This window comes from Grimontia sp. SpTr1, assembly GCF_947387585.1.
In the GTDB taxonomy this organism is placed as follows: Bacteria; Pseudomonadota; Gammaproteobacteria; order Enterobacterales; family Vibrionaceae; genus Enterovibrio; species Enterovibrio indicus.
Genome location: NZ_CANDOD010000002.1, coordinates 556,252 through 575,666, shown reverse-complemented (window position 1 = coordinate 575,666; position 19,415 = coordinate 556,252). Strand labels below are relative to the sequence as shown.

Genomic DNA, 19,415 nt, shown 5'->3' with positions numbered 1-19,415 from the left:
CTTAACCCTGACGGGCGATGCCTCTGTCATTGAAGGTGAAGCGGCCAGCTACACCTTGACCCTCTCGGAAGCGCCAACGGCTGATTTCACCGTGACCATCGTCGTGGGACACAAGACCACGGAAGATGGCGACATTCAGCCAGTGACCCGCGATGTGGTGATCGCAGCAGGCACCACGTCCACTGACTTTACGGTTGATACCCTGAACGACAGCCTGAATGAATTGGCGGATGAGGATGTGTTTACCGTCTCTGTCGACAGTACTGCTGGCGGTGACTTTGAAGCGCAGCCAAGCGCACCAGCTGCGGTAGAAACCACCATCAACGACGGCACCACCACGGATGCGCCAACCCTGACGCTAACTGGCGATGCCTCAGTGAATGAAGGCGAAGCGGCCAACTACACCTTGACACTCTCGGAAGCGCCAACTGCGGACTTTACGGTCACTGTCGTTATCGGCCACAAGACCACGGAAGATGGCGATGTCACGCCGGTGACCCGTGATGTGGTGATCGCTGCGAACACCACTTCCGTCGATTTCACCGTTGATACCCTGGACGACAGCCTGAATGAATCCGCCGATGATGACGTGTTTACCGTCTCGGTGAATGCTACCTCTGGCGGTGACTTCGAGGCACAGCCCACCGCCCCGGCAGCCGTCGAAACCACCATCAACGACGGCACCACCACGGATGCACCGACGCTGACACTGACGGGTGATGCCTCAGTGAATGAAGGCGAAGCGGCCAGCTACACTTTGACGCTCAGCGAAGCGCCAACCGCGGATTTCACGGTCACTGTCGTTATCGGCCATAAGACCACGGAAGATGGAGATGTCACGCCGGTGACCCGTGATGTCGTCATTGCGGCAGGCACCACGTCCACCGACTTTACCGTCGATACGCTTGAAGACAGCCTGAATGAATCCGCCGATGATGATGTGTTTACCGTCTCGGTGAATGCCACCTCCGGCGGTGATTTTGAGGCGCAGCCAACGGCGCCAGCAGCCCTCGAAACCACCATCAACGATGGCATCACCACGGACGCACCAACCCTGACACTGACTGGCGATGCCTCTGTCATTGAAGGCGAAGCAGCCAGCTACACCTTGACGCTCAGCGAAGCGCCAACCGCGGACTTCACGGTCACTGTGGTCATTGGCCACAAGACCACGGAAGACGGTGATGTCACCCCGGTCACCCGCGATGTCGTCATTGCGGCAGGCACTACGTCTATCGACTTTACCGTCGATACGCTTGATGACAGCCTGAACGAATCCGCCGATGAGGATGTCTTTACCGTCTCGGTGAATGCTACCTCTGGCGGTGATTTTGAGGCGCAGCCAACGGCGCCAGCTGCCGTCGAAACCACCATCAACGATGGCATCACCACGGACGCACCAACCCTGACACTGACTGGCGATGCCTCTGTCATTGAAGGCGAAGCAGCCAGCTACACCTTGACGCTCAGCGAAGCGCCAACCGCGGATTTCACCGTGACCATCGTCGTGGGACATAAGACCACCGAAGATGGCGATGTCACGCCGGTGACCCGCGATGTGGTGATCGCTGCTGGTACCACTTCCGTTGATTTCACCGTCGATACCCTGGATGACAGCCTCAACGAATCGGCGGATGACGATGTGTTTACCGTCTCTGTGAATGCCACCTCTGGCGGTGACTTTGAGGCGCAGCCAACCGCCCCGGCAGCCGTCGAAACCACCATCAACGACGGCACCACCACGGATGCGCCGACCCTGACATTGACGGGTGATGCCTCAGTGAATGAAGGCGAAGCGGCCAGTTACACCCTCACCCTGTCAGAAGCACCAACCGCGGATTTCACCGTGACCATCGTCGTGGGACATAAGACCACCGAAGATGGCGATGTCACGCCGGTGACCCGCGATGTGGTGATCGCTGCTGGTACCACTTCCGTTGATTTCACCGTCGATACCCTGGATGACAGCCTCAACGAATCGGCAGATGACGATGTCTTTATTGTGTCAGTAGATTCAACATCCGGTGGTGACTTTGAGGCGCAGCCAACCGCGCCGACTGCGGTGGAAACCACCATCAACGATGGCACCACCACGGATGCGCCAACCCTGACACTGACGGGTGACGCGTCAGTGAATGAAGGCGAAGCGGCAAGCTACACGCTTACCCTTTCAGAAGCACCGACGGCGGACTTTACCGTGACTGTGGTGATTGGTCATAAAACCACAGAAGATGGTGATGTGACGCCTGTTACCCGTGATGTCGTCATCGCCGCAGGCACTACGTCTATCGATTTCACCGTCGATACGCTTGATGACAGCCTGAACGAATCGGCGGATGACGATGTGTTTACCGTCTCGGTGAATGCTACCGCTGGCGGTGACTTCGAAGCCCAGCCAACGGCCCCGGCTGCCGTGGAAACCACCATCAACGACGGCACCACCACGGATGCGCCAACCCTGACCTTAACAGGCGATGCGTCAGTAAATGAAGGCGAAGCGGCAAGCTACACGCTCACCCTTTCAGAAGCACCAACCGCGGACTTTACCGTCACTGTCGTTATCGGCCACAAGACCACCGAAGACGGCGATGTCACGCCGGTCACACGTGATGTAGTTATTGCTGCCAATACCACTTCCGTCGACTTCACCGTTGATACCCTGGATGATCAAAATATTGAAACGTCAGATTCTGATGTCTTTACCGTCTCTGTCGACAGCACTGCAGGCGGTGGTTTTGAAAAACAGCCCGCAGCACCCGGCATTGTTGAAACCTCGGTAATAGATGTTGAGCCTTATCTACAAGGCAAAAATACAGGTAGTGTCATCGTCAACCTTACACCTGATGCCGCTTCCCCTGGCTTTGAGGAAGATACCTCCAATGGCAGCGTTTCATTTTCTTTAGCGGACTACACCTGTGATTTGGTTGATGATGCCAATAGTACGGATTCACTGACAACGTCTATCAACATCACGTCTCTACCAAGCAACGGCACACTTTATTATCTTGATACCAATGGAAACCCAGTCGCCGTTTCTGTCGGAGACACATTACCGGACGATACCAATTTCGTCTTCGAACCAGACAAAGTCAGCAAAACATTTGCCGCTTCTGACATTACGAGCTCCACTCAAACCACAATTGTCACAGGCGGCATGACGGTGTCTGGAGGTACCTTTACTGGAACCAAGCCAGACCTGGCTAGCACCATTACGGATGCTCCGGTTATATGGGAGTTTACGAATGGTGAAACTGGTATTGGTATTGGCACAGACAGGGAGCTTGACTCTGCCAACAGCGAAGTCATGATCTTCAATTTTACGGGTGGTCTTGATGTCACGAGCACAGATATATCCGTTGCCAGTGCATATGGTAATTTCTCGAATACCCGCCCAGCAAACGCCACCGTCGATTTCATCGCTTTGAAAGACGGCCAGATCGTTAATGAGTTCACTTTCTCAAATATTTGGGAAGCGTCAGGATTAACCGGGAATGCGACTATCAATGTGAGCGATCCTAATGGTTATGACGAATTACGAATGTATATTTCTGCATCTGCCAACAGTAACCTTACTGTTACCAGCGTTTCGACTACTGCGGTAGATACCACAGATACGTCATTTACCTATACAGCTATCAACTCTTTGGGCAATGAGAGTGATGTCGCGACTGTGACATTAGGAGACGCCATCAGCGACACTGCTGAACCAAGAACAGCAACAACAGCTTCCGGCACACTGCTTCTCGCAGATTCCAACGGCGCAACCACCGGGATATTCCCAGACACGACAGAACAAGGTCAGTATGGCTCGGCGCAACTGGTCAATGGCACTTGGACATATACCCTGGATCCAACCCGTCTGACAGATATCCCAGAGGGAGAAACGCTTCAAGACACCATCACATTCACTGCCAATGATGGCACGACATCAGACATCCACATTGTCATCGGTGAATCAGGCACCAACATATCGTCTTTCTACGCCACCAGCGCCACTGAAGGACTGAGTGATTTGGTCGATCTTAGCCAAACTTCAGCGTTCGGCACTGATGGAGATGATCTTCTGTCAGGGCTTGGGGATGATGACATCATGCTTGGACTTGCTGGAAATGACAGTCTTAATGGCGCTGCTGGTAATGATGCGCTGGATGGAGGCATCGGCGATGACATTCTCATCGGCGGTAAAGGAGACGACATTCTGTTTGGTGGAGCAGGCAATGACACATTCGCTTATATGTCTGGCGATCAAGGGACTAGCAGTTTACCCGCCCAAGATCTCATCGCAGACTTTGATACAGCATTAGACCGTTTAGATCTTGCTGATCTTTTGCAAGGAGAAAGCGAAACCAACATTGGGGATTATCTTTCTGTCTTTGATGATGCTAATGGAGAAGCGGTTATCAACATTGCTTCGACAGGCGCAGACACTGACCAGACGATCACCCTAGATAATTTCTCTGTTACAGACTTAGCCTCGGCCTATGGTGTCGATTCGACGGGTCTGAGCAACGATCAAATGAGTTCCGCTGTCATCGATGCAATGATCACACAGTCGAAAATTATCATCGACTAATTTTTCCATAATCCATTGAAAAGCCAGCGATTAATCCGCTGGCTTTTTCATACCTCGAATAAATGGCCATTCCTTAACACTGACGTAACTTTATGCAGACTTACCCACCACTACACCTCGCAAATAAAATATAAAACACCATTCATTTAATATTGATACAAGTCACAATATTGTGCATAATTTGCGCAACAAATCATCACGAGGTACCTACTGTGTCAAACAAGATCGCCGCTAAAATTTCAAACTATGTACCACTGTTCATCCTGATGGGTGTAACGACAGCTTTCACGCTGATGAATGCAATGTACTGGGGCGGTGTGCTTTAAGGCACAATAAGTAGCAAATGGAGTGCTAGCCTCCTACAGGACGATATTCGAGAAACCCGGCATAAGCTGGGTTTTTGTTTGTCTGGGGTATTGAAAGGTGAATCTGGATCGTTTCGAGCGAGCAAACTCCATCTTTTCAGAGCCCAGAAACGAGAAAACCCGAGCATCTCTGCTCGGGTTTCGAATGTGGCGGTGAGTGAGAGATTATTCGTCACTTCGTTCCTCACCCCTTCGGGGCCATCGGCAAGCCGATGTTGCGCGGCTTCGCCGCTGTGCGAACCCTGGTCGAGGGCTCTCACCCTCCCTCGTATATTTTCATAAGTCAGAAACGAGAAAACCCGAGCATCTCTGCTCGGGTTTCGAATATGGCGGTGAGGGAGGGATTCGAACCCTCGATACGTTGCCGTATACACACTTTCCAGGCGTGCTCCTTCAGCCACTCGGACACCTCACCAAATTGTTTGTTGGACTTCTCGTCCCAACGGGGCGCTACTATAGGGAAAGAGGCCTAGAGCGTCAATAATATTTCTGAAAAAAGCGCGCAAGTGGCTATCTTTCAAGCGCTTTGGTTCAGTATTGAACTCGAAACCGCTTTTCTCTCTCAGAAATCTCCGCACACTGCTAGAATAAGCAGCTCAATAGGAAAAGAGAGTTTTTCATGTCTATCTCGCTATCGCAATTTATTACCGAAAACGGATTGGAGCCAAAGCTGCTTTCCGCCATGCAAACAGAAGGCTTTGTGACTGCAATGGCAGCAGCGCCACATCTTATCGATCCAAGCGAATGGCTTGCATTCATGTGGGGTGGTGAAGAAGAAGCGCCGTTTGGTAGCCATGAACAACTTGAGCAATACGCCAACATCATCGTTGAGATGTGGAACGAGAAACGTGGCGCGCTATTGTCTAACGAATGGCAGTGGCCGGAAGCCTGTGCACTGAGCGAAAGCGAGATCGTTAACGAAGCAACGCGCGAATACTGTGAAGGCATGCTGCAGGGCTGGACCCTGTGCCGTGATGACTGGGAAACGCTGATGCCTGAAGACTCGCAAGAAAATGCACTTCTGGGCGGCGTGCTACTTTCTATCAGCCTGCTGTTTGACCCCGAGTCTGCGCTGGCAGTCATGGAAGAACAAGGTGCTGCAGAACTGGCACAGTTTGAGGAAGTGTTCAATGGCATGCCGGTGATGCTTTGTGGCCTGACGATGCGTGCTTTCCAGATGGCCGAAGCACAATAACTCCCCAGCTCTTCCCCGAATTGTCTAAAGCGGTCATCGACCGCTTTTTTATTTCAAAGTTTTCGCGCAGTTTTCAACCATTCCTGATATAGTCGCGCCCCTGAATTTACTCGCCGCTCAAACGGCACTGACAACGAGACTCTCCCTGTGACGAATCAAGTATTCTCAACACTTCCGTTGAAAGATGAATTGCTTTCTACACTCAATGACATTGGCTACAAAACCATGACGCCAATTCAGGCCCAGAGCCTGCCTTCCATACTTGATGGGAAAGATGTCATCGGTCAGGGTAAAACAGGCTCAGGCAAAACAGCAGCTTTTGGTCTTGGATTGCTGAACCGACTCAACGTCAAACGTTTTCGCGTTCAATCACTGGTGCTCTGCCCTACCAGAGAGCTGGCCGATCAGGTCGCCATCGAAATCCGCAAGCTGGCACGTGGCATCCATAATATCAAAGTGCTAACGCTGTGTGGCGGTGTTCCTATGGGTCCGCAAATCGGCTCACTGGAGCATGGCGCGCACATCATCGTAGGCACACCTGGCCGTATTCTGGACCACATGGAAAAAGGCCGCCTGTCTCTGGAAGAAGTGAATACACTGATTCTGGATGAAGCAGACCGCATGCTGGAAATGGGTTTCCAACCTGCGCTCGATGCTATTTTTGACCAGGTACCTTCTGACCGTCAGACACTGCTGTTCAGTGCAACTTACCCGGCGCAAATCCAAAGCATCAGCAAGCAAATCATGGCAAACCCAGTGATGGTGAAAGTGGAATCAAACCACGACGACACCAGCATTACCCAACATTTCTACCGCTGTGCCAACAACCGCGAGCGTATGGAAGCGCTTCAGCTTCTGTTGCTGAAGCATCAGCCAGAAAGTGCGGTAGTGTTCTGTAACACCAAGCGCGACGTGAAAGACGTGGCTGCAGTACTGGATAACGAAGGCTTCTCTGTGGTAGCGCTGCATGGCGACTTAGAGCAACGCGACCGCGACCAAATGCTTTTGAAGTTTGCTAACAAGAGTACCAACATCATGGTGGCAACAGACGTTGCTGCACGTGGTTTGGACATCGAAGCATTAGATGCGGTGATTAACTACCACATGGCGTTCGATACCGAAGTTCATATTCACCGCATCGGCCGCACGGGTCGTGCAGGCAGCGAAGGTGCTGCGTATACCTTCTTCGGTGATGAGGATGGTTACCGTGTTGCATTGCTGGAAGATCATCTTGAGCGCGATATCAAACCTTCACCATTGCCGGATTCCAGCGTATTGAACAATGTGCCGCGCACTCCTGCCATGGTGACACTGCACATTGACGGTGGTAAGAAAAGCAAGGTTCGCCCTGGTGATATTCTTGGCGCATTGACCGGTGAGGATGGTATTGAAGGTAAACAAGTCGGCAAAATCAAAGTCACCGATTACCGTTCTTATGTTGCCGTTGAGCGTAGCGTGGCGAAGAAAGCCTTGAAGAAACTCTCCAGCGGGAAAATCAAAGGTAAAACCTACCGCGTTTGGCAACTTCGCTAAACCCGGTAAAATGATAAAAGCCGTCTTATGACGGCTTTTTAGTCTCTGTAATCTGTACCTAGGAATCAGCTTGGCAGGAATTCTTCTGACCAGCCATCACTCACAATACCTTTGTCTATCAAACTCTGGATATCTGACTCACCAAATCCTAGCTCACCTAACACTCTCCGGCTAGAGCGCCCGAAACGTTCAGTTTGCGGAGCTGCAATAATCTTTGCTTCTTTTGGACGAATCGAATAGTGATCAACCATAGTCGTGACATAGCCGCTCGGATGTTCGTCATGGGTCGAAAACGCATAGCTGCCAGAATCAAACCCAACCTGTCCATCTTGTGGACGGCTATAACGCTTTCTTAGCCATTCAATGCTACGTGTTTGCGCTGCCGCAACATCTAACTGGGACAGTTTATTCAACCAAACATCGTTGGGCTTACGTTTAAATTGATTCGCAAGCATGGCCTTACGCCCTGCCTCGTCGCATGTAGAAATACCTCGGAGCTCTTCAAGCATTTCGAGTTTATTGATATCGGCTTCCGTCGCATCAAGATATAGCCAGCCATCATGAGTTTGATAGAAGTGCGACAAGGCATCATAACCCAACGCTTCGCGACCAGATGGCTCGTCCCGCGGCGGCGCACCTTCATAATCATGACTGTATTTAATCTGCGCAAGATTGGTTGTCGATGACAATGACGTTCTGGGACGCAGCACTTGTCCTGTTTTCGCCCGCGCATACAAAGCGACCGACATCGCGAGCCCAGCAGCGAAGCCACAATTTACGTCCAGCGTTCCAAGGTGAGCATGTTCTTCCGGTGTTTCCGCGCCGCCAAAGCGGGTCATGATGCCACTGTTTGCTTGAATGATATCGTCATAGCCAATGTAATCCGTTTTCTCTCCCCGCTTAGGCCCTCCAAGACAATCCAAGCGGCAGAAAATTACATCTGGGTTAATCGCTTTTAAGCGCTCTTCGTTCAAACCGAGAGGTTCAACCTGGCGTGAAGGCGCATTGATAACGACAATATCGCAGGTCTTAACCAAAGCTTCGAAAATGGGTTTGCCTTCGTCAGTCAGCATATCGAGCAGCAAGCTCTTCTTCCCGATATTGGAGAGATAACTGAAGAACACACCAATCAGCGGATCATACATTGGCTTGGTCGGATCCAGCTTGATAACTTCTGCACCAAAACGCGACAAAAACGCCGTGGAATGTGGCCCTGCAATAACGTTTGTCAGATCGAGAACACGGACGCCTTTGAGCCATTGGCGGTCCGGCTCGACGTTGGGTGAGAGCTCATAGTTTCTATGCAGTCCTGCTTGGCTAAAAAGCCTTTCAGCATCCTGATATTCGGCAAATTTCCGTGGCGCTATGTCGCATAATTCTTCACCCAACTCTTCAAACCAAACCAAAGGACCGGGCTGTTTCATCACGCCATATTCAGGATCATTCACTTCTACGATAAGCCCGCTCTCCAGCGAATAAGGCGCATTCACCCACTCTTGCGTCGAGCGGTGCGGCGCGCCAGGAATATCTCCTTCACCAAAGAGCTTGCCCCATTCTTCAGATGTTTTGGTGATGAAGACACGCTTCATTTTCTCAGAGATTTTGGCAGCCCAGTTCGCAGGTAAAGGGTAAACACCAATGGACGTTTCAGCTTCCCATTGAGAATGAGGAAGATAGAGGTTTTCCACGTCTGGTAGACCTTCGGCAACCAGCTCATCATATATTCCAGCAAGTTCAAGGCAGCGACGCGCGTGATTACGGTGTGACGGACAGACGACATAGAAATAGCGGCCATCTTTGCACTTGTAGGTACGATAAAAGGGGTCGAGGTATTCCTGAAGCTCATCATAGGTGACATCCATGGGGAGCCCTGCTTCGCGGCGACGGGTAATCTCTTTTTCCCGCATCGTGTGGTAGCGCTCTGGCATACCTTCAATATTGATGGAGTTTTAAGAGAGCCCTTCCATCAGTGCCGCCGCCACTGGCACTTCAATATGATCACCATGACCACTTTTTTCTCTTTCAAACAACGCCAGTGAAACACCACTGGCCGCCAGCATTGTGGCGTAAGCAGAACCCAGCGTGAGCGGAGAAAAGCTCGGATCACAACCCATCAATACCCGGTTGTATCCCATATCGGTAAACGCGCCGGAAGAAGCCGCAATCACCGCTTCTGTTGCTTTCCATTGTTTGCGTAGTTGGTCGTTTGACGCAAAACCCGGCAGTGAGAGCGTAATCAAGCTTGGGTTTGTTTCACGCAGGGCGTCTAGATCGACACCTAACCTCTCCATTGTGCCAGGACGGAAGTTTTCGATGATTACGTCAGCCTGCGAACACAAGGACAGAGCTCTGTCGAGATCAGAACCAGATTTCAGATCCAGCTGAATATTGGTTTTATTCCGATTAAGAACAGCGTTTGCCGAATGTTTCCAAAGCGGTCCGTTAGGCGGGTCGATATGAACCACGTTAGCTCCTAAGTCGGCAAGGATCATGGCAACAGCTGGGCCAGAGACATACTGACCAAAATCAACAACATTTAGACCTGAAAACGGCAATGCATTTCTCATTTATCTCGCTCCTTGCTAAAGAGACATAATCATTGAATGAGAACCACCGAGAGGTGAATTCATTGCCGGATATTAATAACTTTAAACTTTAGCGACCATTAATTTAAATTTGGCCTCGTCATAAATTTTTTAATACACCTATATATGACTAGTTATAAAGCGGACGATTAATATTGTTTATTTCATCGTTATTCACTTCCTCCATCACCCAGTTAATAAAAGCTTCGGCATGGGGATGCAAGAAACGGGATTTATGATTGACAAGATAGAAAGCTTCTGTTGTTAGAACTTCCTGATCAAATAAGGAGACGAGCTTTTCACTTTCGAAGTATCCCTGAAGTAAACTACTCCTTCCCAATGCTATACCGCCGTCATTAGCGGCTACTTCGAAGGCGTTGATTAAAGTATCAAATTGACTACCAAGGTTAAAATCGGTGTATGGCATACCAATCGACTGGAACCACCGATTCCAGCCATCTTCATAGCCGATAACATGTATCAGATTTTCATTGACGATATCTTGAGGAACTGGCTTTCCTTCAAAACGGGAAGCGTAGTTTGGACTGCAAACCGGTTGGAGCAAGTCCCACGTGAGTCTGCGAGCTTCATACTGCTGCCATCGACCGTTTCCGTAGATGACTTCGAGGTCACAATCAGACGATTTCTGTTGGCTATTTACCCAAATATTACTGGTGATCTTGAGGTTGATATCTGGGTACTGCTCATAAAACTCGGGCAAACGAGGAGCCAGCCAGTTAACAAAAAAGACAAGGTTAACCTTAACATTCAGAAGTTTATTTCTTCCCTTACCAAACAGCTCCTCAGTCACCTCATTCATTTTTTCAATAGACTCATGAAGCACCGGAAGATAAGCCGCGCCCGCTTCCGTCAACTCTAAACCTCTCGGCAACCTGACAAACAGCATGGTACCGAGCTGGCTTTCCAGTGCTTTGATCTGCTGGCTCATAGCGGCCTGCGTTATGTGTAATTCCTGCGAGGCATGAGTAAAGCTAAGATGCCTTGCCGCAGCTTCAAACGACCTAAGCCAGTTCAGCGGAGGTAGCCGTTTTTTCATGTGTTGTGTTCCTTGCATCACGTTAAAACCAACAGGTTTTATGAGAAAAGTCCATCTAGCCGACAGCAATAAGTGTCGGATTTTCATTTTTATAAAGTCACTGTTTACACCCAATCACCGCAGAAAGAAATGGTCAGAATGTAAAATTAGTGACACACAGCTTCAATGCATAATTATTTTTATACCAATGGCTAAAAATTTATTAATTGATGAAAAGCATAGAATTATGAAAGGTTACTACCTCGGGTAAAACATGCCTTACTTACCTAAATGCGACATATATAAGTCGCAAATGAGCAAATATAAAACGTCGAGAAAGTGAATTAAGAAAAAACTCAGAATCTTATTAATTTAATAATGTTTAACAAGGAGCATCGCAATGAGTTCAGAGGTTAATTCGAAAGAGGGAGGCGGCATTTTTGCGGGTGTTAATCCGCTTATGGCTGTTGGCTCTTCCGTTCTCGTCATATTATTTGTTTTATATACTGTCTTGGTACCAGAGCAAGCCAGCGCCCTCTACAAATACTGCAAAGATTACATCGCGACCAATTTCTCTTGGTACTACGTTGGCCTGATGAGTGTCTTCCTTTTCATTGCGTTTTACCTCATTGTCAGTCGCTACGGCGGCATTAAGCTAGGCAAAGATGATGAAGAACCAGAGTTTGGGTTTTTCTCATGGTTCTCCATGCTGTTCGGCGCAGGGATCGGTATTGGTATTCTGTTCTGGAGTATCGCGGAGCCGATGTACCACTTTCAAAGCAACCCGTTTGTGAATGAAGGCCAAGCACAGTCTATCCTCGCTGGCCAAGTTGCTATGCGTATTGCCATTTTTCACTGGGGTTTGCATGGATGGGGCTTATTCGCCATTTGCGGACTATCGTTGGCGTACTTCTCCTATCGTAAAGGACTCCCACTTTCCATCCGCTCAGGGCTTTACCCTCTTCTTGGCGATCGGATTTACGGCCCTTTAGGACACGCTGCTGACCTGCTGGCGGTATTTGGCACCGTGTTTGGTATAGCCACTTCTCTTGGATTGGGCGCGCAGCAAATGAATGCCGGGCTCAACTACCTACTCGGCGTTGAAATCAGTACGTCAGTTCAAATTGTTCTTATCATCGCTATCTCTGCTCTGGCCACCATTTCAGTGCTTACGGGCGTTAACAAAGGCATTCGCATCCTCAGCGAACTTAACATGCAACTCACCGTAGTCATGCTCGCCTTCTTCATCGTTCTCGGCCCTACTGCTTATGTGATCGGTTCATTCTTCACAAACCTTGGTGACTACATGCTTAACGTGGTCAAGCTTGGCCTATGGGTAGACCCAAACCCTGAAAATACCTGGCAAAGCGCTTGGACCATTTTCTACTGGGGTTGGTGGATCGCCTGGGCACCCTTCTGCGGCATTTTTATCGCACGTATTTCTCGTGGACGCACCATTCGGGAGTTCACTCTTGGGGTCCTGTTAGCACCAACATTGCTTGCTACTTTCTGGATTACTATCTTCGGCAATACCGCCATGTACATAGAGTTGTTTGGCAGTGGTGGCGTTGTTGAAGCCGTTAATGAAGACCTGACCTTAGCACTGTTTAAGACCATTGAGTTGATGGATGTCGGTACCATTCTGACTACCATTGGAGCCGCGATTTGTACCGTCATGCTCGTGACTTACTTCGTGACTTCTGCAGACTCAGCAACGCTTGTGATTTGTACCTTGATTTCAATGGGTGATGAGCATCCACCATCACGCTACCGCATCTTTTGGGGCATATCGATCGGACTAGTCGCCGCCGTGTTATTGCTGGCCGGCGGCTTAGGAGCCTTGCAAACCGCTTCAATTATCGCAGCTCTCCCATATTCCATAGTAGTGATAGCCACCACCGTTGGCCTCTATCGTTCACTACGCAGAGAGCCGCTCCCCGGAAAACCAGATACCAATACAGTAGGAGCCATAAAATGAGCACTTCAGTTGCTATGCCACGGATGATGGAATTCGGTGAAGACGCAACCAAACGTCTGCCGGATATCGTGAAAGGATTTAACGCTTCACGCGTACTGATCCTGACTGACAAAACCATGGTTCAAATGGGTTATGCCGCCATGGTGACCGAACTGCTATCGGAAGCTGGAATTCAAAGTCAGATATACGCTGACACTATTCCAGAGCCAACCTCACAATCGATTGAAGAAGCGGTCTCAGTAACACGCGATAGTCAAACTGACTGCATTGTCGCACTTGGAGGCGGCAGCGCCATCGACAGCGCCAAGGCGATTAGTATGCTTGCCAGCCATGGCGGCATCATGCGTGATTACAAAGCACCTCGCATCGTCAATGAAACCGGTATTCCGGTCGTAGCAATTCCAACCACAGCGGGTACTGGCTCAGAGGTGACTAAGTTCACCATCATCACGGACTCCGAGACCGATGAAAAGATGCTGTGTATTGGCCTTGGTTTTCTCCCTGTCGCTGCCTTGGTGGACTACAAGTTAACCATGTCATTACCCCCTCGCATCACCGCGGACACAGGGATCGACGCACTTACTCATGCTATCGAAGCTTACGTGAGTAAGAAAGGAAATCCATTCAGTGATTACAATGCGTTGGAAGCGATGCGTCTTATCGCGCCAAACCTTCGCAAGGCCTACCACGACGGTCAAAATGTCGAAGCACGTCAGAAAATGATGATGGGTTCCACACTCGCAGGCATTGCCTTTTCCAATGCCTCAGTTGCCTTGGTTCACGGTATGAGCCGGCCTATTGGCGCGTTTTTCCATGTGCCACACGGATTGTCCAATGCCATGTTGCTACCAAGTATTACCGCCTTTTCCATTCCGGCTTGCCCTGAACGTTACGCACAGTGCTCGAAAGCGATGGGATTGGTTGATGAGTCTGCCAGTGTTGAAGAAGCCAATAGCCGCCTGCAACAAGAGTTGCTGGCACTCAATGAAGAACTAAAAGTCCCCACATTGGAAGAGTTTGGTGTGGTAAAAGATGATTTTGACGCCGTGCTCGACACCATGATTCAGCAGGCTTTTGGATCCGGTTCCCCAGGGAATAACCCGAGAGTGCCAACTGAAGACGAAATGAAAACACTCTACACCAGCCTCTGGAAATAGGAGAAAACGAAATGACGGATATCGGGCATTTGATCAACGGAGAGATCAGAGAAACTTGCTCCAGAAAGCAAGCAGTGTACAACCCAGCAACGGGGGAGCACGCTAAGGATGTATTGTTAGCGCCCGTTGAGCTGGTGGATGAAGCGGTCGACATCGCAAATGCTGCATTCCCAGAGTGGCGCAACACACCAGCCATTCAACGCGCGCGCATCATGTTTAGATACAAGCAGTTGCTCGAAGATAATAAGGAAACCATTTGTCGATTGATCGGTGAAGAACACGGAAAAATTCAACACGACGCAATGGGCGAGCTTCAACGTGGTATCGAAAATGTCGAATACGCTTGTTCCGCAACAGAACTGTTGAAAGGTGAGTTCAGCAAAAACGTCGGCGCAGGCATCGACTCTTGGTCTGAACATCAGCCACTCGGTGTCGTTGCGGGTATTACCCCCTTCAACTTCCCAGCCATGGTGCCGCTATGGATGTTCCCTATGGCATTGGTTTGCGGTAACTGCTTTATCCTCAAACCGTCTGAACGCGACCCCAGCGCAGCACTATATATTGCTGAACTCCTGAAAGAAGCAGGATTGCCAGACGGTGTCATGCAGGTTATTCAAGGCGATAAAACCGTGGTAGACAGACTGCTGGAAAGCAAAGGCATTGAAGCTGTCAGCTTTGTTGGCAGCACACCGATTGCGCAGTACATCTATGAAAAGGCGAGTCAGGCCGGCAAACGTTGTCAGGCTCTCGGCGGCGCGAAAAATCACGCGATTGTCATGCCTGATTGCGACATGGAAAACGCGGTGAACCAATTGCTTGGTGCTGCATTCGGTTCTAGCGGTGAACGATGTATGGCGCTCTCTGTGGCAGTAGCAGTCGGTGATGACGCGGCGGACAGATTAGTCGGCAGTCTCGCAGAGAAGCTTTCATCACTGCGCGTTGGACCATTCTATGACAATGACAATGATTTCGGCCCTGTGATCACTCAAGAGCACAAAGAGAAAGTCGAAGCTTATATTGCTTCTGCTGCGGAAGATGGTGCGAGACTTGTAGTTGATGGACGAAACCCGCATGTTGAAGGCTATGAAAATGGTTTTTATGTGGGTGCAACACTCATCGACAATGTTCGACCAGACATGATCAGCTATCAGGAAGAGATCTTTGGACCTGTGCTACAGGTCGTTCGCGTGAATTCCATGGAAGAAGCCATGACACTCATTAACGAGCATAGATATGGCAACGGCACCTGCATTTTCACCCGAGACGGTGAAGCGGCGCGTTACTTCTCTGATCACATCAAAGTCGGCATGGTTGGAATCAACATTCCCCTGCCAGTTCCTGTGGCTTATCACAGCTTTGGCGGCTGGAAGCAATCACTCTTTGGTGACCTTCATGCGTATGGGCCTGACTCAGTGAAGTTTTATACCCGACGTAAAACCATCACCCAACGTTGGCCATCGGCCAGTGTGCGTGAGAGCACTTCTTTCTCTATGCCGACGCTGTAATTTGAAAACGCAAAGCAAAAAGAGCTGCCGATGGCAGCTCTTTTTTTATGCCGTTACAGAGTCTTGCTTGCGTTTATTCAGTACAATCAATATCACAGCTGGAATATTCATCAACACCCCGTAAAGTAAAGGCGTCAATGCCAGTTCAGGCTGCTGAAGTTGTACGACAGCGACGAATATCGCTGTGCCTGCGTTTTGAATCCCCACCTCAATGGCAAAAGTTCGTGTGAGCTTTCTATCGCCTGAAAACAGCTTTGACACGGCCACACCCAAGCCCATTCCCAACAAACACAGTAACAGCACCATCACAGACGCAACAGAGAATAGTTGAGAGAATACGGCCGTGTTAGCAGCCAGCGTCACTGCCACAGTAAAGAACAGCGCCCACAAAGCTGATTTACCTGCCAAAACAGAGAAACGAGTAACCCCCTCACCTTTCACCAAGTGATTGAGTAACATACCGATAGTCACTGGCAACAAAGTGACAGCGACAAGCTGAAGAATGGCCGTTTTTACTGGGATAACTGCAGAAACATCGGAGAGCACCAAAGGCAGCATCAAAGGTAAACTGAAAGGAATAATCAGACTGCTGACCGCTGTCATGGTGATAGAGAGTGCAGAGTCTCCACCTGCCAAATGACTTATCGCGTTGGAGGAAGCTCCACCCGGAGCCAGTGCCAGAATCCAAAGACCCACAGCGACCACTTCTGGCAATGCAAAAACATGAATCAGGATGTAGGCAATTAGCGGCAAACCAACAAGCTGAGCCGTTAGTCCAGCTGCAATTTTTCCCGGGTACTCCGCCACACGTTTGAAATCAGCCAATGACAAGGTAATGCCGACACAGAACATCATCCAAGCCAGTGCGATTGGAAGCCCTATGGTTAACATTGCTTGTGCCATGTTTATTCCTCAATATTTGGAAACAAAAAAGGCGAACATCATGCCCGCCTTTTGAATAACTTTCTTTGACCTTACGCGTTGCCTTTAACCTGCAATTGCAGAGAAGCAGCAAAATCCAGCATACGGTTCAATGGAATAAGAGATTTCACTCGGATCGCTTCGTCAACGAAGATTTCATGCTCTTCGCCACCTTCACGCAATGCCAGTTCGATGGCCTTCAAGCCGTTCATTGCCATCCAAGGACAATGTGCACAGCTTCGGCATGTTGCACCGGCACCAGCGGTTGGCGCTTCAATCAGCTCTTTCTCCGGCACCATCTGCTGCATCTTGAAAAAGATGCCTTTGTCAGTCGCGACCACCAGTTGCTTATTTGGCAACTCTTTTGCGGCTTTGATCAGCTGGCTGGTTGAGCCGACAGCGTCTGCAAGCTCTACAACACTGGCTGGGGATTCTGGGTGAACAAGAATCGCAGCGTCTGGGTAGACCGCTTTCATGTCTCTCAACGCTTTCGCTGAAAACTCATCGTGCACCACACACTCGCCTTGCCAAAGCAGCATTTCTGCACCGGTCTTATTCGCGATGTATGAGCCTAAATGGCGGTCAGGACCCCAGATAATTTTCTTATCTTCAGCGTCGAGATGCTCAACGATTTCCAGCGCGATAGACGAAGTGACTACCCAATCCGCACGGGCTTTAACTGCTGCAGAAGTATTGGCGTAAACCACAACCGTATGGTCAGGGTGAGCATCACAGAATTCGGTGAAGCGATCTTCTGGGCAGCCCAAATCCAATGAACACTCTGCTTCAAGCGTTGGCATCAGAACCGTTTTTTCCGGAGTAAGGATTTTGGCGCTTTCGCCCATAAAGCGAACGCCAGCAACCAGAAGGGTCTTAGCAGGATGTTTGTTACCAAACTTCGCCATTTCCAGAGAGTCACCAACGAAACCACCGGTTTCTTCGGCCAGCGCCTGGATTTCAGGGTCGGTATAGTAGTGAGCAATCATCACTGCATCTTTTTCCTTAAGCAGTTGCTTGATGCTCGCGATGTAGTCAGTTTTCTGTTGCTCGGACAAGGCCTCCGGCTTCGGAGGGAAAGGATATACTGTCTCTGCAGTATTAATAATCTGGCTCATCAACTTACTCAGATTTGGCTTCCAATCCGGTCATTATACCCAGCTTGGTATCGAGTTTTCATCTTTTATGACGCTAAAGCGTAATATCAATTACACCCAAGTTGATTCATTTAGATATAAGAAAGCCAGCAATCATGCTGGCTTTCTTGAGTGACACTTTTAGAACTTATTGGCTCAACTGCTTCTCAGCTTGTTTTGCCGTGGTTGTGCCAGGGTATTCCTTCACAACTTTCTCAAAGAGGGTTTTGGCTGTTGCCGCATCTTTCTGGCGGTCAGCAATAATGCCCAACTTCAACAGTGCATCGGCACGTTTGCTTGATTTGGCAAACTGGCTAACGGCTGTGAAGTTTTTCTTCGCATCGTCTAACTGGCTTTTAGAGAAGTACAACTGTCCCAGCCAGTAGTGTGCGTTTGGCTTGTAAATTGACTCAGGGTATTTCGCCAAGAATGCGTTGAACGCTTCTGTCGCGCCTGCATAGTTTTTCTCTTTCAGGATGAGATTGACTGCCGCATCATATTCCGCATTCTCAGACTGATTCGCAGAGTATTTTTCCGTTGAAGCATTTTCTTGAGGCTTAGCTTCAACAGCAGGTGCCGGTTTCGCATTTCTCAGCGAATCAATCTCACGGTAGAGATCGCGCTGACGTTCCAGCATCTGATTTAATTCGTAATTATTTCTTTCGACCGTGCCACGCAACTCATCGAGTTCGCTCGCCATCTGGTCAAGTTGACGCTGCATGTCGATTTGCATCTGGTTTCGAGCTTCCAGCATTCGCTCCAAGCGCTCAACAGAGCTACCACTACCGCCCAACTCAGTCACCGGAGCAGGTGCGGCAGCCACAGGGGCTGCCGCACTCACCAGTAACGCCAGCGATAGAGCACGCAAAGTGTTACTGTTCATAAGATTTACCTTTAATTAGTAAACCAGAACCGCACGACGGTTCTTCGCGTAAGCTTCTTCACCCTGGCCAAGAACCAGTGGCTTTTCTTCACCGTAGCTTACGATAGAGATTTGAGATGCTGGTACGCCCAGTGCTTGCAGGTACTTAGCAACTGCATTTGCACGACGCTCGCCCAGCGCGATGTTGTACTCAGGAGTACCACGCTCATCTGCGTGACCTTCTACAACTACTTTGATGTCTGCGTTAGCGCGCAGGAATTCTGCGTGTGCATCCAGCATATCTTCAAACTGTGGAAGAACAGAGTAGTCGTCGAAGCTGAAGTAAACGGTTTGAGACTGACGCAATTCGTTGTTACGGATCTCTTGCTCAGTCAGGCCGCCTTGACCGCCATCAACTGGAGTCACAACAGTAGTTTGTGAACCGTTGTTCGTTTCGGTGCCAGTGCTGTCGGTAGAGCTGTCGCTTGAGCTACATGCCGCCAGAGTAAACATAGGCAGCGCTACAGCCAAACCCTTAAGTACTTTATTAACTTGCATCTTGTTTTCCTTAT

Annotated in this window: 12 protein-coding genes, 1 tRNA gene, 1 other RNA gene and 1 pseudogene; 6 read left to right on the top strand and 9 right to left on the bottom strand. The window is 49.6% G+C overall.

The features are described from left to right. On the top strand, positions 1 to 4,573 hold a 4,573-nt coding region (locus QL223_RS06795), incomplete at its 5' end, for an immunoglobulin-like domain-containing protein (RefSeq protein ID WP_281544265.1). A gap of 513 nt (positions 4,574 to 5,086) precedes the next feature. Here QL223_RS06795 and QL223_RS06790 read toward each other — a convergent pair. Together QL223_RS06790 and QL223_RS06785 are read right to left on the bottom strand one after the other, a co-directional pair. Beyond that, positions 5,087 to 5,218: non-coding RNA, RtT sRNA (locus QL223_RS06790), on the bottom strand. A 47-nt stretch (positions 5,219 to 5,265) separates the two neighbouring features. Further along, positions 5,266 to 5,353, bottom strand: a tRNA-Ser gene (locus QL223_RS06785). A gap of 204 nt (positions 5,354 to 5,557) precedes the next feature. Here QL223_RS06785 and QL223_RS06780 point away from each other — a divergent pair. Together QL223_RS06780 and dbpA are read left to right on the top strand one after the other, a co-directional pair. Beyond that, positions 5,558 to 6,133, top strand: a complete 576-nt coding sequence (locus tag QL223_RS06780; RefSeq protein WP_046306733.1) for a UPF0149 family protein — start codon at positions 5,558 to 5,560, stop codon at positions 6,131 to 6,133. 147 nt (positions 6,134 to 6,280) lie between these two features. After that, on the top strand, positions 6,281 to 7,666 hold the full coding sequence (dbpA, locus tag QL223_RS06775) for an ATP-dependent RNA helicase DbpA (protein WP_281544264.1): 1,386 nt from the start codon (positions 6,281 to 6,283) through the stop codon (positions 7,664 to 7,666). A 65-nt stretch (positions 7,667 to 7,731) separates the two neighbouring features. Here the strand turns inward: dbpA and QL223_RS06770 are convergent, their stop codons facing one another. From QL223_RS06770 to QL223_RS06760, 3 genes and pseudogenes are all read right to left on the bottom strand, one after another. Further along, positions 7,732 to 9,090, bottom strand: a complete 1,359-nt coding sequence (locus QL223_RS06770; protein ID WP_281544278.1) for a CoA transferase — start codon at positions 9,088 to 9,090, stop codon at positions 7,732 to 7,734. Then, positions 9,064 to 10,233 (bottom strand): annotated as a pseudogene (locus QL223_RS06765) (CoA transferase); the annotation flags it as partial. The gene QL223_RS06770 and the pseudogene QL223_RS06765, both read right to left, overlap by 27 nt. A 148-nt stretch (positions 10,234 to 10,381) precedes the next feature. Then, positions 10,382 to 11,308: a LysR substrate-binding domain-containing protein gene (locus QL223_RS06760; protein ID WP_281544263.1), complete on the bottom strand. Its 927-nt coding sequence runs from the start codon at positions 11,306 to 11,308 to the stop codon at positions 10,382 to 10,384. 379 nt (positions 11,309 to 11,687) lie between these two features. Here QL223_RS06760 and QL223_RS06755 point away from each other — a divergent pair, with 379 nt between their 5' ends. From QL223_RS06755 to QL223_RS06745, 3 genes are read left to right on the top strand one after another with little or no spacing between them, the layout of a single operon-like run. Then, a complete protein-coding gene (locus QL223_RS06755; RefSeq protein ID WP_002538432.1) occupies positions 11,688 to 13,265 on the top strand; it encodes a BCCT family transporter in 1,578 nt (525 codons plus the stop codon). Further along, positions 13,262 to 14,422: an iron-containing alcohol dehydrogenase gene (locus QL223_RS06750; protein WP_281544262.1), complete on the top strand. Its 1,161-nt coding sequence runs from the start codon at positions 13,262 to 13,264 to the stop codon at positions 14,420 to 14,422. Before QL223_RS06755 ends, QL223_RS06750 begins: the two co-directional genes overlap by 4 nt. A gap of 11 nt (positions 14,423 to 14,433) precedes the next feature. After that, entirely contained in the window at positions 14,434 to 15,927 is a 1,494-nt protein-coding gene (locus QL223_RS06745) for a CoA-acylating methylmalonate-semialdehyde dehydrogenase (RefSeq protein ID WP_281544261.1), read from the top strand. A 45-nt stretch (positions 15,928 to 15,972) separates the two neighbouring features. Here the strand turns inward: QL223_RS06745 and QL223_RS06740 are convergent, their stop codons facing one another. The 4 genes from QL223_RS06740 to pal all read right to left on the bottom strand — a co-directional run bounded on the left by QL223_RS06740 (position 15,973) and on the right by pal (position 19,401). Then, on the bottom strand, positions 15,973 to 16,830 hold the full coding sequence (locus tag QL223_RS06740; RefSeq protein ID WP_281544260.1) for a bile acid:sodium symporter: 858 nt from the start codon (positions 16,828 to 16,830) through the stop codon (positions 15,973 to 15,975). A 71-nt stretch (positions 16,831 to 16,901) separates the two neighbouring features. Next, the gene (gene nadA / locus QL223_RS06735) at positions 16,902 to 17,963 is read right to left on the bottom strand and encodes a quinolinate synthase NadA (RefSeq protein WP_039849941.1); all 1,062 of its coding nucleotides are present in this window, start codon (positions 17,961 to 17,963) and stop codon (positions 16,902 to 16,904) included. A 166-nt stretch (positions 17,964 to 18,129) separates the two neighbouring features. Further along, positions 18,130 to 18,864 carry a tol-pal system protein YbgF gene (ybgF, locus tag QL223_RS06730; protein ID WP_281544259.1) on the bottom strand — a complete coding sequence of 245 codons (735 nt, stop codon included), beginning with the start codon at positions 18,862 to 18,864 and terminating at the stop codon, positions 18,130 to 18,132. A gap of 15 nt (positions 18,865 to 18,879) precedes the next feature. Continuing rightward, positions 18,880 to 19,401: a peptidoglycan-associated lipoprotein Pal gene (pal, locus tag QL223_RS06725; protein WP_002538438.1), complete on the bottom strand. Its 522-nt coding sequence runs from the start codon at positions 19,399 to 19,401 to the stop codon at positions 18,880 to 18,882. Between the last annotated feature and the right edge of the window lie 14 nt (positions 19,402 to 19,415).